Source organism: Longibacter sp. (assembly GCF_051155795.1).
GTDB lineage: Bacteria > Bacteroidota > Rhodothermia > Rhodothermales > Salinibacteraceae > Longibacter.
In genome coordinates this window covers 69671-92299 of sequence record NZ_DAXETW010000037.1, presented here as the reverse complement: position 1 = coordinate 92299, position 22629 = coordinate 69671, and the positions used below count along the sequence as shown (strand labels likewise).

The window sequence follows — 22629 nt, the reverse complement described above, 5'->3', positions numbered from 1 at the left end:
GGGTGCGGTATCCGCCGAACCTCTGCATCGGCACCCACGGGAGCGCTGGGTCCGATCGTTTAAATCCCGTAGATCTGGCGTGCATTCGCCGATGTCACGCGCGCAATGTGATCAAGGCTCTGCTCCTTCACCTCTGCCAGCCGTTGCGCCACATGCCGGACATACGCGGGTTCATTCCGTTCGCCGCGGTGCGGTTCCGGGGCCAGATACGGGCTATCCGTCTCGACGACGATCTGCTCCAGAGGAATGTCGGCCGCATAATCATCCACATCGCTGTTGGAAAACGTCAGGATGCCGCCGAGGCCGACCCAGAAACCAAGATCCCACGCTTTCTCCGCAACCTCCGGCGGGTCGACGAAACAATGCAAGATGCCGCGGAGCCGGTCAGGCTGGCTGGTATTCTCTTTCTCCTCCTCAAGAATTCTCAGCACATCGTCTGTCGCCTCCCGATTGTGGATGATCAGCGGCAAGTCGGCCTCGATCGCCAGACGGATGTGCCACCGAAAATACTCTTTCTGCTTCTCATCGAACGACCGATCCCAGTAATAATCCAGCCCGCTTTCGCCCACGGCGACGATGCGGGGATCCTCGCACCACTCCCTCACCGCCTCCAGATCGGCGTCAGATGCCTCTTTCACCTCTGAGGGGTGAAGCGCAGCCATCGCGTGCAACCCGTCATACCACTCCGACAGGTCCATGGCCTGCCGGATCGATGCGACGCCGATTGCCGGCATCACGATGTCCTCAACCCCGGCGTCGAACGCACGGCGCACCACGTCTTCGCGGTCGTCGTCAAACGCATCGACGTAGATGTGAGCGTGCGTGTCGATAAGCATGTGTCTCGGTGCAATGATGGAAAAGGGCCGCTCAACATCGGTAACCACCCTACCGTTACCCGCGCCGTGACGTGCATGGGAGCGAACGCGGCTGTATACTGTGACCGCGCGCAACAGGTGGGCGGATTCACCGTAAAGGCGACTGTCTTGTTCCCTGCCGCTGGGGTGTCACTTTTAACATGCCACGGCTACACGTCACCCGAAACCCGTTGTCCCTTTTTTCACGTGCTTCCGACGCTATGACCCTCCGGGCTCTCTTCTCGGTGTTTCTGCTTCTATGCTGGACAGAGGCTGCGGTAGCTCAATCGTCATCGCCGGTACGGGTGCGCGTGCTGGACAACCAGCAGCCCACGTCCGTGACCGTGAAGGCAACCGGTGGCGATCTTCGCGTTCATCTGCCCGGGACCTCCGCCCCGGTGATGCGCCTTCGTCCCGGCGAATCGGCCACTCTCTCGCTCCGCGGTCCGGAGGTGGCAATCAAGCGCGATGCCGATGGAATCTACGCCTCAAGCCTTGACATCCAGCCGGATGAGGGGGTCGCGTGGACCTTGGCGAGCGGGGACGTAACACGCACGTACACGGGACCCCTTCACGTCGAAGCGGACGGCCGGCATCTGCAACTCGTAAACCACGCCCCGCTGGACGATTATGTCGCGAGCGTCGTCGCTGCGGAGTACGGCTTCGAGGATCTGGAGGGCTCGAAAGCCATGGCCGTGGTCGCGCGCACTTACGGCATCCGTGCATCCACCAAATTCGACACAGGCGACTACGACCACGTCGACAATACCGTCTCGCAGGTGTACCGGGGCGTGCGCGCGATCACCCCGACGTCTCGCCGGGCAACGCAGGAAACCGCCGGCGAGGTATTGACGCACACGGGGACGCTCATCGAAGCCGTATACTTCTCCTCGAGCGGTGGCCATACCGCCAACAACGAGGACGTGTGGGACGCGAACGAGGTCCTGCCCTACCTGCGCGGCCGGCGAGACCCGTACGATAGCAATTCGCCCCATCATCGGTGGAAAACGACAGTCTCGCGATCGCAGCTCCTGAATGCCCTGTCGAACGACTTCGGTACGCGGATCACCGGATTCGTGCTCGGCAAGCGAAGCAAGGAGGGTCGCTTGAAAACCGTTACGCTCCTGACGCCGGGCGGTCGAATGACCGTGAGTGCGAATGACTTTCGTCTGGCGATTACCCGACGTCTTCCGGACGCCGACCTGAAAAGCACTTGGTTCGACGCGTCCCGGCGCGGCGACACCTACCGGTTCAGTGGTCGCGGCTTCGGCCACGGCGTCGGGTTGAGCCAGTGGGGCATCCACGAGATGTCCGACCGCGGAAAAAGCTATCGCGAGATGCTGTCGTTCTACTACGCGGGCGTCGACATCCGATCAACGGACGGCGTCGGGCTGGAGGTGCCGGACCGACCACTAGCGACCTCTCCACCGCCGCAGGAGAAAAAAGAGACCCGAGAGGAGCAGGAGGAATCGACGCGACGAATCGGCTGGTAATGGGCATCACAATTCCAGGTGCACCGTCCCGAGTCCGGGTGCCCAGATGGCGCGCGCCATCCGGGGCGTCGAGTAAGCCCAGGCTACTGCCGATCCAGAAAGAGCAATCAACCCGCCCCGTGCGCCATCCCCGTCCGGGTTGCGGATACGATCGTGCATGGCCTGGAGCCGGGACGTCATCGCCAGCTCCAGGTCTTCATCATCGAGGATTCGTCGAACGACATCGTGGGCAAGGACGACCGCCGCGATTGCTTCTCCCCATCCGGTGCAACTTACCGCCGCCTCGCCATCCGCGTAGAAACCGGACCCGGGAAGTGGCGAGTCTCCTACCCGCCCTGGCGGCTTGAATGGCGTGCCACCTGTCGACGTGGCCGCTGCCACATGCCCCCTTGCGTCGCGGACCACGCACCCAACCGTGTCATGCCCTCCCCCGGACCGCCGGTCCGCAACACCGGGAAGAAACGACTGACTCGTATGCACGTCGCCGATCCGATCTCGTAGCGCCTCAAACCGGTCGCGCTCGCGCTCTGAGATCAGGTCGACATTGTCAATCAACGTAAAGGCCTCCGCGACGGCAAAGCGCTCGGCCCCCTCCCCTGCCAGGATGCGAACCTGACCGTTGCCCGCGTCCATGAGGCGTCGAGCCACGCGAATCGGGTTCTTCAGCCGTTCAACCGCGATGACCGCGCCGTAATCGAGACACGATCCGTCCATGATGCCGGCATCCAGTTGCGCGCGGCCGTCCTGGTTCAGCATCGCCCCGCGTCCCGCGTCGAACGCACCGTGCGACTCCATCGACGCGACGACATCAGCGGCCACATCCACGGCAGAGTGGCCGGACGCGAGGGACCGACGCCCGGCCGCCAATGCGGTCTTCAGTCCGTCGCGATGGTCTTCCACCGCCCCGTCCGGGATGTCCCAGGCACCACCGTGAACGAGGATCACGGGCCCGTCGATCGCGAAGGACGCGCTGAAGACGAGACCGTCAGGCATGTGGAGATCGGCGTACGGGCAAAATGTCGGAAGCGTCAATCTTAGCTACGGAAGTCCGCAAACGTCTGCCGCGGCGCGTGATTGAGCAGAAAGTCGTGTAGGCCGTCAACGACCTGCGTGAACGCAGTCATGTGTTGTGGGGGGACGGGACGCGCCGGCGGCAGCTCAACACTGTAAGGATCGATAGCCTGGCCATTCTTCCAGAACCGGTAATCGAGATGTGGACCGGTGGAAAGACCGGTGCTGCCGACGTATCCGATCGTTTCGCCCTGTTTCACCTTCGTTCCGGGCCGGATGCCGTCCGCAATCCGGGACAGATGGAGGTAGCCCGTCGTGTAGGTCGCATTGTGCCGGACTTTGACGTAATTTCCGTTGTAGCCTTTGTAGGCGGCGAAAAGGACCGTCCCGTCCCCGACCGACTGCACCGGCGTTCCCGTGGGGGCTGCGTAATCGGTGCCGTGATGTGGGCGGTATCGCTTTAGAACCGGGTGATACCGCCGATTCGTGAACCGACTGCTGATTCGGGAAAAGCGAAGCGGTGCTTTCAGCAACTCTCTGCGGAGGCTGTTGCCCTCTTCGTCAAAATATTCGCTCCCCTCACCGTCATTGAATCGGTACGCGTAGTAGGTTCGCCCGCGATGGACGAAGTAGGCCGCTACAATGTCGCCGGGCCCGATCGTCCGCCCGTCGACTGTTCGTTCTTCGTACACGACGCGAAACTGATCGCCCTGCTGAATCCGGAAAAAGTCGATCTGCCATGCAAACACCTCAGATAGGCGGATGGCCAGTTCGGGCCGCGCCCCGGACTCGATCAGGGTTTCGTAGAGGGACGACGTGATGGTACCTCCAGCCGTCCGCCAGGCCAGCGACACCGGGCGTTCCCCGACCCGGCTGCGTGAGGGATATCGGACATCGAACACAACGTACCGGACGGCGTCGGGGCGGTACACCAGGTAGCGTGCGCGGTCGAGCCACGGATTGCGGTAGACCCGGTACGATCGCCCGGCCTGGATGTCGCGTACGTCGAACACGTCCCGCGTGCGGTCCGCCAGACGGACGACGGCCTCATAGCGGACGCCTTCCTTCAGCAGCAGATCGGCGAAGGTCTGATTTCGACGCACCCGGTGTTCGCGGACGGTGTACTTCTGCCGGTCGATACCGAATGCGTCCTCCGAGAGGGCGCTGGTGGGAGCCGACGGTGCGGCCACCGACGTCGCTACCGTCGGCATCGTCGACGCGTGAACGTATGTCGCCGCAAAAGTGAGGATGCCTATGAGGGCAGCAGCAAGGAAAGCGACGGCTACGGGCAGACGGCCCGTGGGGGAACGGCGAGCCATAAAGAGGAAAGAGTTCGCGGAAAACGATACTGACGAGGCACGCGAGTCATTGTCAACAAGAAACGACCCGCGATCTATGAAAATCAACGGGCGTGCCATTCGTGCGGGTGCGAAGCCGGTGAATCAGCAGGGCAAGACCGATTTTAGGCCTTACGGCCGCCGTGAATGGCGTCGTTCCCATTGTGCTGGCCGCGCCGGTTACTCGGTTGGGTCGTCGTCGGCGTTGCGGACCTTCGTCGGTGACCATGTATCTTCTCTCATTCCCGCCGCCTTGTTGGCCCAGCGCGCCAGAACGAAAAGCAAATCCGAGAGCCGGTTAAGGTATCGCATGGCGACCTCGTTGAACGTCGTCGTCGCCCCGGCCTTAACGAGAATGCGTTCCGCCCGCCGGCACACGGTACGCGCGGAGTGAAGCTGCGTCGCCGCCAGCGTACCGCTCGGTAGAATAAAGTTTTTCAACGGCTTAAGGTCGTCGTCGAACGTGTCGATCCTATCCTCCAGTTCGTCGACATGAGCCTCCGTCACGCGCGGCACGACGGGCTTGGCATCCATGGGGGTAGCGAGATCGGCGCCCAGCACGAAGAGTTCGTCCTGAATGTTTTGTAGCACCGGATCCAGCCGGTCTTCGCCGGACTCGCCATCCAGGTGGGCACGCGCGAGGCCGACGACCGAGTTCAGTTCATCCACGGTGCCGTATGCATCAATGCGGGCGTTGCCCTTGCCGACGCGGTCGCCGCCGAACAGCGACGTGGTACCGTCGTCACCGGTACGCGTGTAAATTTTATTCATCGTTTGCTGGTGTCGGACTGAAAGGAGGCGATTGGAGCGGTGAACACGCGCTGCGGGAGGAAGCGTTTCGACACATCCATGGCAATCTCACCCGGCCGATCGCGGGGCAACGTAGTCGATCCGAAGAGGCGAATGTTTACGAACGGTGGCCTCCATTCCGAAGACGTCGTCAATCCGTTCAGGGGTTAGAACATCCGCAGGGGAACCGATCGCGACGGGCCGACCTTCCGAAAGCAGGAGCAATCGGTCGGCGTACCGGGCAGCGCATTCGAGATCATGGACGACCGCGATCGCCGTTTTACCACGGTTTACCTGCTCGCGAACGGCATCGAGCAGCCGAAACTGGTAATGGATGTCGAGATGCGTGGTAGGCTCGTCTAAAAGCAGTACGTCGGCATCCTGAGCCAGCGCCTGGGCAAGGAAGGCTCGCTGGACCTCCCCTCCACTCATCGACTGGATCGATCGATCGGCGAATCCCTCGAGTCCGACGTCAGCCAGGACCTGCTCGACGATCTCGTAGTCATCACGAGAGAAGGACGATAGCCACCCCCGATGCGGGGCGCGGCCGAGAAGCACGAGCTCACGTACGGTGAAATCGAAGGCCAGCGGCGACGACTGCTGGACGAACGTGAGCGTCTGCGCACGTTCGCGCGCGCTCCACTCCCCGATGGGGCGTCCACGGAGATGCACCGATCCCTGTCCGTCCATGGCGCCGCTCATCACCCGGAGGAGCGTGGTCTTGCCGCTGCCGTTCGGGCCGATGACGCCCAGCCATTCACCCGGCTGGACGTCAAGCGACACATCCCGAAGGATCGCGCGGCCGCCACGTTCGACCTTTACATCGCTGACCGCTAGTAGCGTCTCGGGCTCCAAAGTACGTTCGATCTGATGAATTCGACAACGACGGCTGTACAGCACAACCGGATGCACGGCGCTTCGATCCTCACGGGCAGTGCTCTTAGTGAGATGGGCGTCTACTGTCGCATGAACGGCATGTGTTCAGAGGCCGGGGTGTTCGCGTGTTCGGGGGTTGGGTTTTGTTGGCCATACCGGTGACGTCTCGGGCCAGGCCATGAACACGACGTCTTCGTCAATAAACAAACCACGGGACCGATCCGAAGACCGATCCCGTGGCGTGGTGTACGTGCGATGGATTCCGTGCATCGGAACCCCTTCGTTTCCTTACCGCACGACCGACAGGCGTTTCGTCGACGACACGGTCTCGCCGACGACGCGCACGAAGTAGAGACCACTGGCGAGCGAGGAGAGATCGACGGAGCGGCGGAGCGTCCGGTCTTTTGCGGCCCGGCCGCTGTAGATCGTGGCGACCTTCTGGCCCAGCAGGTTATACAGCGCGACGTTCACCTCCTGCGATGCCTCCATGTTGAGTAGGACCTCCACCTGGCTGCCCGGCGTGGCCGGGTTGGGGCCGGTGAGGACGACCGGCTCGCCCATCACTTCCACCGTGATGGGGTCGGACAGCGTCTCGTCTCCGTCCACATCGACCTGTAGTAAGCGGAACGTGTGGGTGCCGGACTGCGCGGTGTTCAGGAAGAACGTGTAGTTCGAGACCTGATTCGTGGTGCCACTTCCCTCTACGAAGCCGGCGCTAACGAAGGACGATGCGTTCGGCGCCCGGTGCTGGAGTTCGAATCCTGCGTTGTTGGTTTCCGTCACCGTCTGCCAGGAAAGCGAAATGCCGTTGCCCGTGAACTGACCGTCGAATGTGGCAAGCTCGACGGGGAGGGCCAGACTTTCAATTAGCACGAGTCCGTATGCTCCGAAACTGCCTCCTTCCCTCGACGCAATTTTGACATCGCCTGCGGCGTTAGCGACAAACGCTACGTCAGTAGCTGGCGCGAAATCACTAAGCCCCGTTGCCGCTTCGATGTCTGCCGCCGTCGCCAAGACCGTCGCCGTTCCATCAAGCTGTATCACAGCGATCTCTTCCCCATCAGGAGCTGAGAACGACCCGTTAACGACAACGATTCGTTCGGCACCAGCGAATGCGACAACTTCCATATGGAGAAGCTCGCCGTCCGCTGAGGATAGCGGTCCCGAAGCAATCGGATCCGCTATTTCCGTGACCGTAGAGGCGTTATCGGCCGCAGATGAGGGATCAGAGACGGAAAAGATCTTATTGGGTTCAGCAGCACCACCGAACGGACCTTCATTCGTCATGATGAGCACGTCGCCGTTCCCGCGTACAGCGAGCGTGCCATCCAAGGTGATGTCTGCCATCGAGGCGTCATTCTGCTCGACAGTCAGCGTTGAAGATTCAGAAACTGGCGTCGTTACACTGTACAGGCCGTTTGCAACATCACCAAACGTACCCACGACACCGACATACAGTGTCGTTCCCATCACCGCAAGAGAGTTAGCACCGTTGACTGGAAAGAAGGAAATTGACCCCGCCGTTCCATCCGCATTTATTTGATAAATGAAGGAGTCATTGTTCGTGTCTCTGAGGCTCATGTAGATGTTGTCACTGCCGTCGATAGTGGCAGCATCACAAGCATCGATTCCGGTGGTGCTCAGATCAGACTGAAGATCTGCCTGAGAACGCAGCGTTCCGAGCGTAGATGTCGTTGCATCGTATGTGACAATCGCTTCGGCATCCTGATTATAACCAATGAGAAGACCAGAGGAGGCCTCGAGAACGCACTTGAAGTCGCTGTTGCCGCCGCCTACGTCTAGTTGACTGGCATCAGCAAGCAAACTTATCGTCTGAGCCTGTGCACCTGCCAGGGTAAGGACGAGAAGAAGGAACGTAAGTATCAGTTTTCGCATGTTAACGAAGCTTGAAGGAGAGAAACGTGAGTAGCCTCTAGGGTAACGCGGCGGGAAGAAATGCGAAAGTCTATTTTCGTCGTATAATCCACTTCTCAGTTATCCTTTTGTTAGTATCTGTTCGGAACACCCTGAACGCCCCCTTCCCTATCCACGCAGACCGTCATCCCCCCTCTTCTTCCCGATCTCAGCCATCGCGTCCACGTCGACGAGATCATGGACGATCTCTCGATCACCGACTGGCGGCTCCACGACGCCTTACGCGATCTACGGTTGACGAATCGGTTTCTTGGCGGATATGCGTCGACGCGCCGCGTGCTAAAGCCGCTGGTGATGCGGCACCGTCGTCTCCGCGTCCTGGACGTCGGGACCGGCGGCGGCGACAGCCTCGGCGACCTCGTCCACTTCGGTCACCGGCATGCCTGCCGGCTCGAAGCCGTCGGCATCGACCTTAACCCCGGGGCCGTCGACTACGCTCGGGCCTATCTGGATGAGACGCTAAGCCCGCGAATGCGCCGGCGCGTACGGGTGGAGACGGGAGATGCGCTTGACCTTGACGCCGGGGACGGGGCGTTCGACATCGCCGTGACGTCCCTCTTCCTGCACCATTTCGACGAATCCGGTGCAGCGGACGTCCTCCGGGAAATGAGCCGCGTCGCGCGTACCGGGATCTTGGTCAACGACCTCCATCGGCATCCCCTCGCTTATCTCGGCGTCCTGGCTCTGAGCCGCCTTCTGCCTGCATCCGACATGTACCGACACGACGCGCCCCTCAGCGTACGCCGCGGATTTCGTCGGGATGAACTGGCCGCGGTCGCTCGATCTGCAAACCTACCCACGCCCGACATCCGCTGGCACTGGGCTTTCCGATGGACGCTTTCGACGTTGGCCTGTTAACGCGTTCAGACGTTATGGCGTTAAATCGTTCGGTCGTTTGGCGTCGGGGGTGCGGAATTGAGAATTGAGGATCTATCCCGGTGAAGCCGGACCGCCGAACCCAGAACCCAAAACTCGGAACTCAAAACTCGGAACCCGGAACTCGGGACCCTGAACCTGAACTCAACAAAGATGCGCCGAACCGCCATGATTCCGGTGTGGAGACCCATGGATCTGTTTCGTACTTTGAGCGAGCAACCGGACGTCGCGGCACCATGCCGTACCTTCGAATCCGTCGCGCTCGATTGCCGGTTCATTCCGTTGCACCGTCCGATATTCATCGCTCACCCTGTAATTAGCACAGGACATTATGGCTGAAGCAACCCTTTCTCGCGTCGCCGACATGCTTGGCGACGAGGCACAGGATCTCCTCGAGCACGAGTGCAAACTCTCAAAGGACCAGCTGCATCTGCCGGGATCGGACTTCGTCGATCGCGTCTGGCGCGATTCCGATCGCAATCCGCGCGTCCTGCGCAACATGCAGGCGCTCTTCGACGCAGGCCGGCTGGGAGGTAGCGGCTACCTCTCCATTCTGCCGGTGGACCAGGGTATCGAACATACCGGCGGGAATTCCTTCGCGCCGAACCCGATCTACTTCGACCCGGCCAACATCGTCGAGCTCGCCATCGAAGGCGGATGCAACGGCGTCGCCTCAACGTTCGGCGTCCTGGGTTCGATCGCCCGCACCTACGCCCACAAGATCCCGTTCATCCTGAAGCTCAATCACAACGAGCTGTTGTCGTACCCGAACCAGTACGACCAGGTACCCTTCACGCGGATTGAGGACGCCTACAACATGGGCTGCGTCGGCGTCGGCGCGACCGTCTACTGGGGCTCGCAGGAGTCGCGGCGCCAGCTACAGGAAATCTCGGAGATGTTCTCCTACGCCCACGAACTCGGCATGGTGACCATCCTCTGGTGCTACGTCCGAAATGCCGACTTCAAGATCAACGGCACCAACTACGAGGCGTCCGCGGATCTTACCGGTCAGGCCAACCACCTCGGCGTGACGATCGAAGCCGACATCATCAAGGCGAAGCAGCCGACCGTGAATGGCGGCTTTAAGAAGATGCGCGAAGAGCGTGACGGATCGTACGCCAAGCTGGACGAACGCATCTACTCGGATCTCATGACCGATCACCCGATCGACATGACCCGCTACCAGGTCGTCAACTCGTACATGGGACGCTGCGGACTCATTAACTCCGGCGGCGCCTCCGGCGACAACGACCTCCACCAGGCCGTGCGCACGGCGGTCATCAACAAGCGCGCCGGCGGCATGGGGCTGATCTCGGGCCGGAAGGCATTCCAGAAACCGATGGAAGACGGGGTCGAACTGCTGAACTCGATTCAGGACGTCTACCTCGACGACGATATCACGGTGGCGTAGGTGGGACGTGTTTGCGTGTTGATGTGTTGGCTCGCAACATCGGAGGGAGTGTTCTTTCGTGGGTCGTTCGTCGTGGGTTGGTTTTTCGGATTGGGTTCTGTGCAGGGAGGTTAAGCCCTGGCAATGTGCTCGTTCGACATCCGACCAACGAAGTACGACCAACGACCTTCGATAATACCCCTGCGTCGTGGTTTGATCTAAAGCAGCCTACCCTTTGTCGGGGCGGGCTGCTTTTTTTATGGGTCATGGGTCGTGGGTCGATTTTCGGATTGAATTCCGGGCGGGGAGGTTGGACCGGGCGTCCACGTATGGATGAATCCCACGGACAACCCACCATCGACGACCACCGATCGCGTTGATGTGGTTCAGAGCGAGGTGCTTGCCTCAGGCGTAACGAAACCGACCGTCGAACCGTTGAGATACCGGAATCCTCACCTCTCTCACGGCGTAACGCCCTTCACTTTCACTTCTCCACATCCGTACCGCCATGTCTGAGTCCGACCGCCCGTTCTCCAACTCCCCAAATGGCGCCGCCTCATCCGACGAACCCAACCCGTCCGCATCCGATGACGCTGCCGGTCGGGAATCCACGGCCGGCGGAGACGCCTCCGACGCGCCCGCCCCGCCTCCAACAGACACCCTCGCCGATCCAACGGCGGCAGATGATGTGGAAGACGCCCTGCAGCCGTTCATCGGCCACTATCCCGCCTGGGCACAGGAACTGGCGCGGAAGTACTTCACCAAGACGGTGGCGGAGTTTATCCTTCACGGCGACGTCCGGGATCTCGTCCCCACGAAAGATGCGGAAGGCAACACGACGTACGTCAGCCTCCACTCCTTTCTGGTGGACGACCTGTTTGCCGCCCGGGATGCCGTGATCTTCTACGACCGAAGCGCCGGAATCCATTTCGCCGACGACGCCTCGCGGGCGGACTTTAGCCGGGCGGTGTCCGGATACGATTCCATCTTCGGCACGGACTACCAGAACAAACTGCCGAAGGAGCCGAGCCAGGTCTTTCAGCTGCTGGAAAACTACCTGCGCCTCCGTCTGTCGGACGGAAAGCGGATTGCCGTGGTCATCGACTACGCGGAAACCATCGCGCCCATGGCGGAAGCGTCGATGTACTCGGCGGAAGACCGGCGGGCGCTCGTATTTCTCCAGAAATGGTCGCGCGATTCGCTGTTCGTGGAAAGCGACCTCACGGTTTGTCTCATCACGGAGAATCTGACGGACCTGAACCAGCAGCTCGTTCAGAGTCCGCACACGGCGGAGATTCATGTGCCGATCCCGGACGAAGCGGACCGAAAGCGGTTCATCGATACCTCCCTGATCGGCTCCCGCTCCACGTTCGACGCGCACTCGGATGTCAGCCCGTCTAATCTGGCGCAGAACACCGCCGGCCTGAACTACACCCAGCTTCGCTCGATCGTCGCGGACGTCCTGGAAAACAAGAACCGGTTGACGTTTGACACGCTCTCGGAGCTGAAGAAGGAGTTCATCGAGGCTGAGGCGTACGGCCTGCTCGAGTTCATCGAGACCGACTACTCGCTCGACCTCGTCGCGGGGCACAACGAAGCGAAGCAGCACCTGCGGCAGGCCGCCCGGGCGCTTCGTGCCGGTCGCCCGGACGTGATGCCGATGGGCTATCTGATCAGCGGGCCCGTCGGATGCGGAAAAACCTTTCTCATTACCTGCTTTGCCGGCGAAATCGGGATTCCGATGGTGAAGCTCAAGAACTTCCGGTCGCAGTGGCAGGGTGTCACGGAGGGGAACCTCGAGAAAATCCTGAACCTTCTGGAAGCGATGACGCCCGTTGCGGTGATGATTGACGAGGCAGATGCAGCTCTCGGCGATCGCGACGCGTCCGGCGATTCCGGGGTGAGTCAGCGCGTCTTCTCGCAGATCGTTTCGTTTATGAGCAATCCGAAGCATCGCGGCCGCGTCATCTTTTTCCTCGTTACCGCTCGTCCGGACCTGATGCCGGTCGACCTAAAGCGGCAGGGGCGCGCAGAGGAACATATCGCCCTTTTCTATCCGCACACTCGTGAGGATCGGGAAGAGTTGCTGCAGGTGATGATGCGTCGCACGAACGTCGACGTACCCATGGAAGAGATCCCCGATGAACTCCTCGACGGGAAGCGCACCTACAGCGGTGCAGACATGGAGGCAATCCTTACACGCGCGTCGTTTCGTGCAGCCGGTCGCGACGATGGCGTGGTCACCCCCGACATTCTGCGGGAGACGGTCAATGACTTCATTCCGCCCACCTACCCGACGGAGGTCGAGTTGCAGAAGCTGGCTGCGGTCCTCGAGTGCACGAGCCGGGATCTGCTACCCGCAACCTATCGGGACATGGACCGGGCGGACGTCGTCCGGCGCGTAAAGGAACTCCAGATGGAAATCGGGTGAGGCCCGGGGACGCGGGATTTCAGCGGCGCGCGTGACGCCGAACGAAACAAGCGGAAGCCCTGCGTCACGAACGGCGCGGCGCGGGTTCGACAATGTCCGCGGCAGGTAGTACACTACAGGCCCATCCGTCCTCGTCTGTTGCATTCTGCCCCCTGCATGAGACCAACTTTCGATCCCTCTCTCCCGTCCCATTCGGTTCGGGTCTCTCGTCGCCTCCTCCCTGTCCTCGTCAGTCTATTCCTCGTCATCTGCCTGCGCCCTGCAGGCACTGCAACGGCGCAGGATGCGGTGCCGACGGTCACCAAGACCGTTGCAATCAAGAACGCGCGCGTCGTCCAGGCGCCGGGACAGGTCGTCGACCGCGCCACCGTCGTCATCCGCGACGGGCTCATCGAAGCGGTGGGAGACATCTCCCCTCCATTCGACGCCCGCATCATCGAGGGCGACTCGCTGACCGTCTATGCCGGCTTTATCGACGGGCTGTCACATACGGCTGTCAAGATTCCGGACGAGGAGTATGAAGACGGATCTTATGCGCAGGCCGGCATCCAGCCGGAGCGTACCATTCGTCCGCTCCTTGAGCCGTCAAGCACCGAATCGCTGCGCAAGGCCGGATTCGGTCTCGCACACGTGGCACCGGACGGGCAGATGCTGCCCGGTCAGGGCGGGCTGATCCTTCTCGCCGGGTCGACGCCCGACGAGATGATCCTTGCCGACCGCGCCTCAATGTTTGCTCAGATCGAAGGCGCACCGGGAAGCTGGCCGAACGTCATCGCGCCGAGCACGCCGATGGCTGTCATCGCAAAAATGCGAGACCTCGTGCGGGAAACGCGTCGCCGCCAGATGCTCGCCGAAGCCTACCACGAGGATCCGCGCGGCCGGTCGCGGCCCCCGACGGACGCGGTGCATTCGGCCTTCGTGCCCGTGGTCGAGGGTGACCTGCCACTGCTCTACTACGCGGAGAATGCGCTCGACACTCACCGTATTCTCGCGCTGGCGAACGAACTGGATCTCCGGGTCATGCTTGCCGGTCTTGCCGATGCGTTTGAAACCGTGGACGCTCTCGAGGAGGCGGACGTGCCTGTTTTTCTGACGCTGGATCTTCCCGACCCCGCCGACGGAATCGAAGCCGACACGACGGACACGGACACGACGGACGCCGATACGACACGCGCCGCGGCGCGCGGGCATGCCATCACGCCCGACGATCCGTCGAGCTTTTTCAGAACCGATCTCCGCGTGATGTCCGAAGACGACCTCGAGTCGGAGGAGCGCGTTCTGAAAGCGCGCCAACGGTCCATTCTTGAGCAGTACCGAGCCACTGCGGCCACCCTCCATGAGGCCGGCATTTCGTTCGCGTTCAGTACGAAAGAGGTCAAGCCGGGTGACATCCACGCCCATCTTCGAACCATGATCGAGCACGGCCTGCCGCAGGAGGCAGCTCTTGCAGCGCTCACCACGAACCCGGCAACGATCCTCGGCATCCGTGAGCAAGTTGGGACCGTAGAGACCGGAAAAATTGCGAATCTGGTCGTCACCGACGGCGATCTGTTCGAGGAGGATACCGCCATTCAGTATGTCTTCGTCGACGGCCAGCGCTTCGAGTACACCGAAGACGAAGAAGCAGAAATCACCGCTCCCGTTGAGGCGGTCGTCGGAACGTGGACCTACGAACTCGAGACGCCGCAGGGAAATAACACCGGCACCATCATTCTTGAGGGAGATGAATCGGCTCTATCTGGGACGATCTCCGGATCGGGCAGCGACGAGACCAGCGACCTCCGAAACATCGCGTTCGACGGGACGACGCTGTCGTTCGAGTTCGAGAGTGAGACCATCGGCGAAATCACGGTCACGGTCGATGTAGAGGGCGACGCGTTCGACGGTTCGGTCAGCGGCGGCTTCGGCTCCTTTCCGATCAGCGGAGCGCGGACAGCCCCCGACGGCGATTAGTCTCAATCGTCGAATTCGTCGCGTGTGATTGCGACGCCCCTTCCCTCCACCGCATTTCTTACGATCTGAACCGAATCATAATGTCCCCCACCTCCATGTGTTCACGGGCGCTGCTGAGCGTCTTTTTCCTGCTGATGGCTGCCTCTGCTACGGCCACAGCGCAATCCGATCGGCTCCGCGGCGACGCCTCCGATGACTGGCTGATCACCGGCGCGACGGTCATAACCATCACGGGCGAAACGCTATCCGATACCGACATCCTCGTACGCGACGGCACGATCGCCGACATCGGCACCGACCTGTCGGCACCATCCGGCGTCGAGACGTACGATGCTGCCGGTATGTACGTTATGCCCGGCATTATCGACGCGCACTCGCACATCGCGATCTCGAGCGTGAACGAGGCAACCGCACCCGTCACGGCGGAAGTCGGCGTGGGAGACGTGCTCGATCCCTACGATATCAATCTGTATCGCGCACTGGCCGGAGGCGTCACAACGAGCCACGTGATGCACGGCTCGGCGAACGTGATCGGCGGTCGCAATGAAACGATCAAGCATCGCTACGGGCACGTGGATCCGGCCGAACTTCGGATGAAAGGGGCACCCCGCACGATCAAGTTTGCTCTCGGCGAGAACCCGACACGCGTTCACGGGGAAGGCAATAACGTCGTGCCACGGACCCGCATGGGCGTGGAGCGTGTCATTCGGGATGCCCTCACGAAGGCCAGCCGATATGCTGCTGCAAAGGAGTCCTATGAAAACGGAGACGCCGCTGCCCCGCCCAAACACAGCGAGCAGATGGAGGTGCTCGCTGGGGTGCTCTCCGGGGATGTACTCGTGCAGTGCCACTCCTACCGAGCCGACGAGATTTTGATGCTGATGCGCGTCTTTGAAGATTTCGGCGTCGAGAATTACACCTTCCACCATGTCAACGAGGGATTCAAGGTCGCTCCCGAGCTCGCAAAGCACAACGCAGGCGCCTCCGTCTTTAGCGACTGGTGGGCCTACAAATTCGAGGTCTACTACTCGACTGCTTACAACGCGGCCATCCTGACGGAAAACGGAGTGACGACGTCGATCAACTCCGACTCCCCCGAACTGAACCGGCACCTATATCACGAGGCGGCGAAGGCTCAGAAATACGGCGGGCTGACGGACCGGCAGGCGCTCTCGCTGATCACGATCAATCCCGCGCGCCAGCTTGGCATTGACGACCGGGTCGGCTCCATCGACGTGGGCAAAGACGCCGACCTGGTCGTGTTCGACGCGCATCCGTTGTCGGTGTACGCGGTCGCGCAGCGGACGTACGTGGACGGAGTCGTTCGATTCGACCGGGAAAACGACCCGGATGATATGCGGCTTCGCCTCGATCCGGAAGCCTCCGTCGAGGATGCGTTCGACTGGTCGTCAACCGGCACGCGACATGGAAGCTGCCTTCAGGATGTCGGGCGCTACGGCCATGAAGGCACGACCTTCTGGCAGTCCGGCCACTGACCTCCGCTCCCTCCCTCCTTCTCGCCGCCCGTCGCCCGACCTGATGGTTTTCTCGATGTACATTCGATCTTTTCTGATCCTCCTCATCGCCGTTTTGGTTGTCGATCCGGCGAGCCGGCTCGCGCACGGGCAAAAGGCTCCCGGCCGTCAGGGCACATTCGCGCTTACCAACGCGCGGATCGTCCCGGTCACCAGCGAACCGATCGATAACGGCACCCTTCTGATCCGCGCCGACACCATTGCCGGCGTTGGACCCTCCGTCGATGTCCCGGCAGATGCCGAGGTGATCGACGCATCCGGCTTGACGGTCTACCCGGGCCTGTTCGACAGCGGCACGCGTCTCGGTCTCGTCGAGGTAGGTTCGCTTGATGAAACGCGCGACTTCTCCGAGATCGGCGATCTAACGCCGGAGATGCGGGCGCTCACGGCCGTGAACCCGAACTCCGTCACCATCCCCGTTACCCGCGTCAGCGGTGTCACGACGGTCATTACCGCGCCGACCGGGGGCCTCTTCCCGGGAACGGCGGCCCTGATCGACCTGCACGGCTACACGCCAACTCAGATGCATCAGGGTGGCGTTGAACTCGTCGTGCTCGAATTTCCTTCGACGGGACGTCAGGGACGCTGGGATCGCCGCTCCACGGAGGAGATCGAGAAAGCCGCCGACAAAGCGATGGAGAAGCTAAACGAGATGTGGGACGAGGCCGCGCTCTACACGCGGATCGACTCGGCCCGACAGGCCGAAGGCCGCGAACTTGAGGATGTTGAGTACGTCCCGGCGATGCAGGCCCTCGCTCCGGTAGTGCGCGGAGACATGCCGCTCCTCGTGCGAGCCAATAAGGCCGCAGATATACGCTCCGCACTGGAATGGGCGGCCGAGCGGGACGTGATCGACCGGATGGTCCTCAGCGGGGCCGCGGAGGGGTGGCGTGTGGCGGGCGCCATTGCCGACGCCAACGTGCCCGTGCTCGCGGGCCCGGTCCTCTCCGTTCCCACTCGCGACTCGGATCGGTACGACAAACCCTACCGAAATGCCGCCCTGCTCCAGGACGCCGGCGTTCAGGTGGCGCTACGAACCGGTGACGCTGAAAACGTCCGGAATCTCCCCTTCCACGCGGGCTTTGCCGCAGCCTACGGCATGACGCGGGAAAACGCGCTACGAGCGGTTACCATCGAACCCGCGCGAATCTTCGGCGTGGACGACCGCCTCGGATCCATTGAGGTTGGCAAACAGGCCAATTTGTTCGTGACGGACGGCGACCCGTTCGAAACGAAGACGACGGTCCACCACCTCTTCATTCAGGGTTATCAGATCCCGATTCAAAGCCGTCACACGAAGCTCTACGACGAATTTCTGAATCGAACGCCCGGGGTAAGTGAATAGGGGGAAGGACGAAGGGCGCAGGGCGAATGGCGAGGTGCGAATGTCTCGGGCCCCGAACGGGTGAGTTTGCCACTGGGCATTTACGCATAGGCAGGCGCTTATGTCATGTCGTTTGTCGGACGTCCCAACGCTCCAACGTCCCAACGCTTACAGCCATCTGAAGACGGCACCTTCGATCGTGAGGCCGGGGCCGAAGGCCATGGCCAGACCTACATCGCCGGCGCCTGCATTGGCAGCGCCGTCCCCGCCCGTACGCCCCGCACGATGGTCCATGATGCGTTTTAAGACGAACAGAATCGTCGGTGAACTCATGTTGCCGTGTTGTCGGAGGATGGCCAGACTGTCAGCCACGTCGTTTTCCTCAAGAGCGAGCACCTCCTTCGCCTTTTCCACGATGGCACGCCCACCCGGGTGAATGGCCCAGAAGTCGACGTCCTCACGCGACAGGTCGTGCCGGCCGAGCAGGTCGCCAACGTAGGATGGAAGGTGCTCAGCGATCACACCGGGTACACGGGATGAAAGGCCCATCTGAAAGCCCGTATCCCCGATATCCCACGTCATGTCCTCGAGCGAATCGTCATCCAGCAGACAGGCGTTGTCGACGTACGTGAGGCGACCGGTAGCTTCTTCCTCGTCTCGAGCAGAGACCACGACCCCGGCGGCGCCGTCGGAGAACAACGAGTTCACGACGACCGACTCCAGCGTGTCTTCGATCTGAAAGTGGAGCGTGCAAAGCTCTGCGCAGACGATAAGGACGCGGGCGTCCGGTGTGCTCTGACAAAATGCATGGGCCGTTCGCAGCGCATTGAAGGCCGCGTAGCATCCCATGAAGCCAATGAACGTGCGCTGCGTGCTGGCGGGAAGACCGAGTCGCTTGACCAGGGCGACGTCAAAGCCGGGTGCAAAGAAACCCGTGCAGCTTACGGCGATGATGTGGGTGATGTCGTCAGGCGAGGTATCGGACGCCTTGATTGCGCGCCGACCCACGTCCTCCGCCATCGGTAGCACGGCGCGGCGGTACCAGTCATTCCGTTTTTCAGTAGACGGAGCCGGTTCAAGCGCCCAGTTTTGGGGAAAGAACTCGAACTCGTCGGGAGACGATGCACCCCAGTCGTTGACGCACGTATGCCGATACTCGATGGCCGACCGCTCGTAGACGGTGGAGAGCCGATTCCGCAGCGGCGCCGACAGCCCGTCGAGTTGCTCCATCATCGCGGCAGCATCGGACTGCGGTTTGCGAAGCGGCGGATGTCCCGTAGCAATCGCATCAATCGTCGTAAGAGCCATCTTGGTGCGTTAAGGAGTCGAAATGAATGGGCGGCCTTCCCGGCGTGCCGTCGGGTCGATCCATGCACTCATCGCCGGACCTGTGGTTCTCCCTCCCTCGTACCGGAGTCGCAAAATCGGCGGCTCACTCGGCGTAGCCGCGATCCCTCCGAACGGCTATTCCTCGTGCTGCTTCGCTTTCTCCCAGAGCGCATCGGCTTCGCTCAGCGTCACCTCGTCCAGCGTTTGCCCTGACTCTCGCAGGGCCTCCTCGATGAAGCGCACCCGTTGCGCGAACTTATCGTTTGTCCCTCGCAGTGCCGTCTCTGGATTGACGTCCGCATATCGGGCGTAATTGACCAGAGCAAACAGAACATCCCCGAACTCGTCGGCGCGTTCATCCTCGGTGCCTTCGTCGACGGCCTGTCTGAATTCATCGATCTCCTCCTCCACTTTCGACCAGGCATCATCCGGATTCTGGAAGTCGAATCCGACGCCCGCCGCCTTCTCCTGCATGCGCAGTGCCTGAAGCAGCGCGGGCAGGTATCGCGGGACACCGTCCAGCACGGACGCGGTCGTCTCCTCCCCGTCCTCTCGCTCCCTTTGCTTAATCTCTTCCCACGTCGATAGGACCTCTTCGGAATCGCCGACGGTGGCGTCTCCGAACACATGAGGGTGCCGTCGCACGAGCTTCTCTATTTCCGCCGCAATCACATCCTGAATCGTAAACCCGCCCTTCTCTTCCGAGATGCGACTGTGAAAGAGGACGTGCAGGAAAACGTCACCGAGTTCCTTCTTTAACTCCTCCGGATCACCGGAGTCGATCGCATCCACAACTTCATAGGCCTCCTCGATCAGGAGGTGCTTCACTGATTCGTGCGTTTGCTCGCGATCCCAGGGGCAGTCGCGGCGAAGTTGCTTCACAATGGCAGCAAAGTCTGCATAGGTTTCGAGGCGCTCTTCAGATTCGGCAAATTCATCCTCGTAGATCTTCTCTGAGGGGTCAAACGCCGGGGCCGAACGGTCGTTGGACGAGGAGCTCATAAGCGGGCTGGATGGTGCAAATCGAATGATACAGGTGGTACCAACCATACACGCTCGAGACCCGAATGAAGGTACGCCCGGTGTGAAGTTGCCGGGAAAGAACGCCGTGCCGGACCTGACCAAGGATGTATTCCACGTGTCGGCGAGCGCATCTGACGTATGGTATCGTACTCGATCCAGTCGGGGAAAAGCCACGTGTCAGGCCCAGTGGCTCCAGAGGGTGCGCACTCGATGCAGAGCCTCAGGCGTGGACTACGTCGATACCGGCAGAGGTGAGGCAGCCATTCATCCGCCAACAATCGCGCGGAATTGATTGACTTTTCTGCAGCATGCAAATCAATACGCGTTGTCCTTACGAGGAACGCAATCCATGTCATTACCCTGCATATTCGATTATATTACTTTTAGGATGTGATATACATGCTGTATACGACAATGTACGCAGCACCGCAGATTGTCATCTTGTGATTTTTACCGGTTACGAGTTTACACCTCAGTGTTTGATTTACGCCTCATTTCAGATGTCAGACCGATGTATAGGTTCGGTATGGTCGTCCCGGAGTCCGACGGCGGACGTAAAAGCGGCACTCAGGCCGGGACAGGGCGACACGATGAGCAGGTGTGTGGATTCGTTTAAGACTGGACGGGTTATTGCCTTAACAAGACCTGAACGAAGAGACGTATCGGTCCGGACCGATACAGATGAAGCCGTTCCCTCGTCCGTTGCCGAATTGACCCCCTTAGAATCGTGATTCAGCCTCGCGCATCATCGACGAGTAGCCCATCTCCCTCGACGTCGAAGATGGACGACCCGGCGGGTGAGACGCTTGTAAACGAGGGCGCCGTGTCACCCGACCGAAGTAGCACCGATAGCCAGGTTCGTCTTGAGATCATGATGGACGCACACATCGTCGACACCCTGCGTTCGGTCCTCGCGGGAAGGGACGGAGACCTCGAGGACCTGGCGCGCGACCTTTTACGGCAGGCGTATCTCCAGATGGAAGGCGGGGATGGCGCGAGCTCCGAAGAAGCGCCCGTCGCCACACCCTCTCCCCGTAGCACGCGGGGTCACACGAAGGAGCCGGAAGCCCGCCCGTCTGACAGCGCGAACTCCATGTCACCGGCGACCGCCATGCGTCAGCTGCACCGCGCCGTTCGTGCGGCCCAGGAAGCCGCCGATCCACGACGACATGCATCCCAGCAAGGGGATGGTGAACGTTTCGACCCACCGCCCGAGGTTGGCGGTGCTCTGATCGAGAGTGGTGACCGGCAGAATGCTACCGTCGAAGATGCGACGCGTCAGGGTGCCGGCGACTCCGATCAAACAACATTGCCGGCATTCGTTCTGGATATCTTGTCCCGTCTCGGCGAAGACGGAGCCCTCGATGACGCCGGGCCGGACCTTCACGGCGCAGAATCCGGTGACGCGGGATCACGCACCTCGGACGCCGTCACCAGCGACGACACCGACCGTGATGCTTCTATGTTCGACGTGGTTCACGCAGATCCGTCACTCGAATCGTGGGGGGAGGGAGAGGCTTCGCCATCCCACAAGGACGCTTGCACCAACAGCGCATCGGGGAACGCTTCTTCCGCCCCGGCGCCAACGATCCAGCTACCCCGCGCCTCCCTCCTCCGCCAAACATACCGTGCGTGATGCACTCTGGCGCAGTTCAGGTGACGTCAACCGCTGCCTGCCCCGTTCGGGACCTTCATCAAAAAAGCCGGCCCGTCGATGGAAGTCGACAGGCCGGCTCTCTGTATACGCAATCCTCAAGGCCCTTACTTGGCAGCGTACTTTACCGTGCACCCGTACGGACGAGCGGTCTGGACCTCGACCTCACCTCCGTTCATGGCCTGATCGAGCGCCAGCTGGACGTAATTGGTTGCTCCTTCGATATCGGCGGTATCCGTGGTCGGCTTATCGTCGATGCCGCCCTTGTATATCAGCTGGCCCTCCGGGTTGATGACGTACATGTGCGGCGTGACTCGGGCGCCATACGCGCGCCCCACCTTGCCCGACGTGTCCATCAGAATCGCGGTCATTTCGCCGTCGTGCTTTTTCTTCTGCTCGAGCATCTCGTTCGGCGGGTAGTATCCCTGCTTGCCCTCCGCGCTTGAGACGATCGACAACCAGACGATGTCCTTCTCCGTGTACGTTTTCTGCAACTGTTGCATGTTGCCGCTCTGGTAATGCTTCTGCACGAACGGGCAACCGTAGTTCAGCCATTCGAGGACGACATATTTGCCCTGGAAATCAGAAAGACTGTGCGTCTCACCGTCAGCGGCTGTCAGGGTGAAGTTTGGAGCCTGCTGATTCACGGTCGCTTCCTGCGCGAGGAGACCCGACGGAGCCAGACCGATGAGGAGCACAGCAAAGACAGAGGTAATGAATCGGCGTATCATCATGGTCGTTCGGTGGTTGAATTGGATACGTTGAGGTAGAACCGGTATGAGGGCACACGGTCCGCGCGTCCGACAGAATGCATCATGC

The 22629-nt window shown here is 61.1% G+C and carries 17 protein-coding genes; 8 read left to right on the top strand and 9 right to left on the bottom strand.

The features are described 5' to 3' along the window. Positions 1–59 precede the first annotated feature (59 nt). Positions 60–836: a TatD family hydrolase gene (locus ACFCU0_RS05090; protein WP_434972583.1), complete on the bottom strand. Its 777-nt coding sequence runs from the start codon at positions 834–836 to the stop codon at positions 60–62. Between the two features lie 239 nt (positions 837–1075). On the opposite strand from ACFCU0_RS05090, the gene ACFCU0_RS05085 reads away from it, so the two are divergent. Continuing rightward, entirely contained in the window at positions 1076–2347 is a 1272-nt protein-coding gene (locus tag ACFCU0_RS05085; protein ID WP_434972582.1) for a SpoIID/LytB domain-containing protein, read from the top strand. A 6-nt stretch (positions 2348–2353) separates the two neighbouring features. Here the strand turns inward: ACFCU0_RS05085 and ACFCU0_RS05080 are convergent, their stop codons facing one another. The 5 genes from ACFCU0_RS05080 to ACFCU0_RS05060 form a co-directional block, all read right to left on the bottom strand. Further along, positions 2354–3340 carry an isoaspartyl peptidase/L-asparaginase family protein gene (locus ACFCU0_RS05080; protein WP_434972581.1) on the bottom strand — a complete coding sequence of 329 codons (987 nt, stop codon included), beginning with the start codon at positions 3338–3340 and terminating at the stop codon, positions 2354–2356. Between the two features lie 41 nt (positions 3341–3381). Further along, complete coding sequence (locus ACFCU0_RS05075; RefSeq protein WP_434972580.1) at positions 3382–4677, bottom strand: peptidoglycan DD-metalloendopeptidase family protein; 1296 nt, start codon at positions 4675–4677, stop codon at positions 3382–3384. A gap of 198 nt (positions 4678–4875) precedes the next feature. Continuing rightward, positions 4876–5466, bottom strand: coding sequence for a cob(I)yrinic acid a,c-diamide adenosyltransferase (locus ACFCU0_RS05070; protein WP_434972579.1), 591 nt, complete (start codon positions 5464–5466; stop codon positions 4876–4878). A gap of 87 nt (positions 5467–5553) precedes the next feature. Further along, positions 5554–6339, bottom strand: a complete 786-nt coding sequence (locus ACFCU0_RS05065; protein WP_434972578.1) for an ABC transporter ATP-binding protein — start codon at positions 6337–6339, stop codon at positions 5554–5556. Between the two features lie 309 nt (positions 6340–6648). Further along, positions 6649–8256 (bottom strand): T9SS type A sorting domain-containing protein, encoded by a 1608-nt coding sequence (locus ACFCU0_RS05060; RefSeq protein WP_434972577.1) that lies wholly within the window; start codon positions 8254–8256, stop codon positions 6649–6651. A gap of 216 nt (positions 8257–8472) precedes the next feature. Here ACFCU0_RS05060 and ACFCU0_RS05055 point away from each other — a divergent pair, with 216 nt between their 5' ends. From ACFCU0_RS05055 to ACFCU0_RS05030, 6 genes are all read left to right on the top strand, one after another. Further along, a complete protein-coding gene (locus tag ACFCU0_RS05055; protein WP_434972576.1) occupies positions 8473–9153 on the top strand; it encodes a methyltransferase domain-containing protein in 681 nt (226 codons plus the stop codon). A 349-nt stretch (positions 9154–9502) separates the two neighbouring features. Next, on the top strand, positions 9503–10582 hold the full coding sequence (locus ACFCU0_RS05050; protein ID WP_434972575.1) for a class I fructose-bisphosphate aldolase: 1080 nt from the start codon (positions 9503–9505) through the stop codon (positions 10580–10582). A gap of 487 nt (positions 10583–11069) precedes the next feature. After that, entirely contained in the window at positions 11070–12992 is a 1923-nt protein-coding gene (locus tag ACFCU0_RS05045) for an ATP-binding protein (RefSeq protein WP_434972574.1), read from the top strand. Between the two features lie 156 nt (positions 12993–13148). After that, on the top strand, positions 13149–14945 hold the full coding sequence (locus ACFCU0_RS05040) for an amidohydrolase family protein (protein WP_434972573.1): 1797 nt from the start codon (positions 13149–13151) through the stop codon (positions 14943–14945). Between the two features lie 80 nt (positions 14946–15025). Beyond that, entirely contained in the window at positions 15026–16441 is a 1416-nt protein-coding gene (locus ACFCU0_RS05035) for an amidohydrolase family protein (RefSeq protein ID WP_434972572.1), read from the top strand. Positions 16442–16496: 55 nt separating this feature from the next. Beyond that, positions 16497–17825 (top strand): amidohydrolase family protein, encoded by a 1329-nt coding sequence (locus ACFCU0_RS05030; RefSeq protein WP_434972571.1) that lies wholly within the window; start codon positions 16497–16499, stop codon positions 17823–17825. Positions 17826–17972: 147 nt separating this feature from the next. Here ACFCU0_RS05030 and ACFCU0_RS05025 read toward each other — a convergent pair whose 3' ends face one another. Together ACFCU0_RS05025 and mazG are read right to left on the bottom strand one after the other, a co-directional pair. Continuing rightward, a complete protein-coding gene (locus tag ACFCU0_RS05025; RefSeq protein ID WP_434972570.1) occupies positions 17973–19112 on the bottom strand; it encodes a type III polyketide synthase in 1140 nt (379 codons plus the stop codon). A gap of 156 nt (positions 19113–19268) precedes the next feature. Beyond that, entirely contained in the window at positions 19269–20135 is an 867-nt protein-coding gene (mazG, locus tag ACFCU0_RS05020) for a nucleoside triphosphate pyrophosphohydrolase (RefSeq protein ID WP_434972569.1), read from the bottom strand. 748 nt (positions 20136–20883) lie between these two features. Here mazG and ACFCU0_RS05015 point away from each other — a divergent pair. Continuing rightward, a complete protein-coding gene (locus tag ACFCU0_RS05015) occupies positions 20884–21792 on the top strand; it encodes a hypothetical protein (protein WP_434972568.1) in 909 nt (302 codons plus the stop codon). Positions 21793–21917: 125 nt separating this feature from the next. On the opposite strand, the gene ACFCU0_RS05010 is transcribed toward ACFCU0_RS05015, so the two are convergent. Next, on the bottom strand, positions 21918–22544 hold the full coding sequence (locus tag ACFCU0_RS05010; protein ID WP_434972567.1) for a thioredoxin family protein: 627 nt from the start codon (positions 22542–22544) through the stop codon (positions 21918–21920). Positions 22545–22629: the final 85 nt, after the last annotated feature.

What these genes read in the sequence shown, in the direction of transcription:
- ACFCU0_RS05090 (WP_434972583.1), bottom strand. Translation starts at nt 836, where the DNA reads ATGCTTATCGACACGCACGCTCACATCTACGTCGATGCGTTTGACGAC.
- ACFCU0_RS05085 (WP_434972582.1), top strand. Translation starts at nt 1,076, where the DNA reads ATGACCCTCCGGGCTCTCTTCTCGGTGTTTCTGCTTCTATGCTGGACA.
- ACFCU0_RS05080 (WP_434972581.1), bottom strand. Translation starts at nt 3,340, where the DNA reads ATGCCTGACGGTCTCGTCTTCAGCGCGTCCTTCGCGATCGACGGGCCC.
- ACFCU0_RS05075 (WP_434972580.1), bottom strand. Translation starts at nt 4,677, where the DNA reads ATGGCTCGCCGTTCCCCCACGGGCCGTCTGCCCGTAGCCGTCGCTTTC.
- ACFCU0_RS05070 (WP_434972579.1), bottom strand. Translation starts at nt 5,466, where the DNA reads ATGAATAAAATTTACACGCGTACCGGTGACGACGGTACCACGTCGCTG.
- ACFCU0_RS05060 (WP_434972577.1), bottom strand. Translation starts at nt 8,256, where the DNA reads ATGCGAAAACTGATACTTACGTTCCTTCTTCTCGTCCTTACCCTGGCA.
- ACFCU0_RS05055 (WP_434972576.1), top strand. Translation starts at nt 8,473, where the DNA reads ATGGACGATCTCTCGATCACCGACTGGCGGCTCCACGACGCCTTACGC.
- ACFCU0_RS05050 (WP_434972575.1), top strand. Translation starts at nt 9,503, where the DNA reads ATGGCTGAAGCAACCCTTTCTCGCGTCGCCGACATGCTTGGCGACGAG.
- ACFCU0_RS05045 (WP_434972574.1), top strand. Translation starts at nt 11,070, where the DNA reads ATGTCTGAGTCCGACCGCCCGTTCTCCAACTCCCCAAATGGCGCCGCC.
- ACFCU0_RS05040 (WP_434972573.1), top strand. Translation starts at nt 13,149, where the DNA reads ATGAGACCAACTTTCGATCCCTCTCTCCCGTCCCATTCGGTTCGGGTC.
- ACFCU0_RS05035 (WP_434972572.1), top strand. Translation starts at nt 15,026, where the DNA reads ATGTCCCCCACCTCCATGTGTTCACGGGCGCTGCTGAGCGTCTTTTTC.
- ACFCU0_RS05030 (WP_434972571.1), top strand. Translation starts at nt 16,497, where the DNA reads ATGTACATTCGATCTTTTCTGATCCTCCTCATCGCCGTTTTGGTTGTC.
- ACFCU0_RS05025 (WP_434972570.1), bottom strand. Translation starts at nt 19,112, where the DNA reads ATGGCTCTTACGACGATTGATGCGATTGCTACGGGACATCCGCCGCTT.
- mazG (WP_434972569.1), bottom strand. Translation starts at nt 20,135, where the DNA reads ATGAGCTCCTCGTCCAACGACCGTTCGGCCCCGGCGTTTGACCCCTCA.
- ACFCU0_RS05010 (WP_434972567.1), bottom strand. Translation starts at nt 22,544, where the DNA reads ATGATGATACGCCGATTCATTACCTCTGTCTTTGCTGTGCTCCTCATC.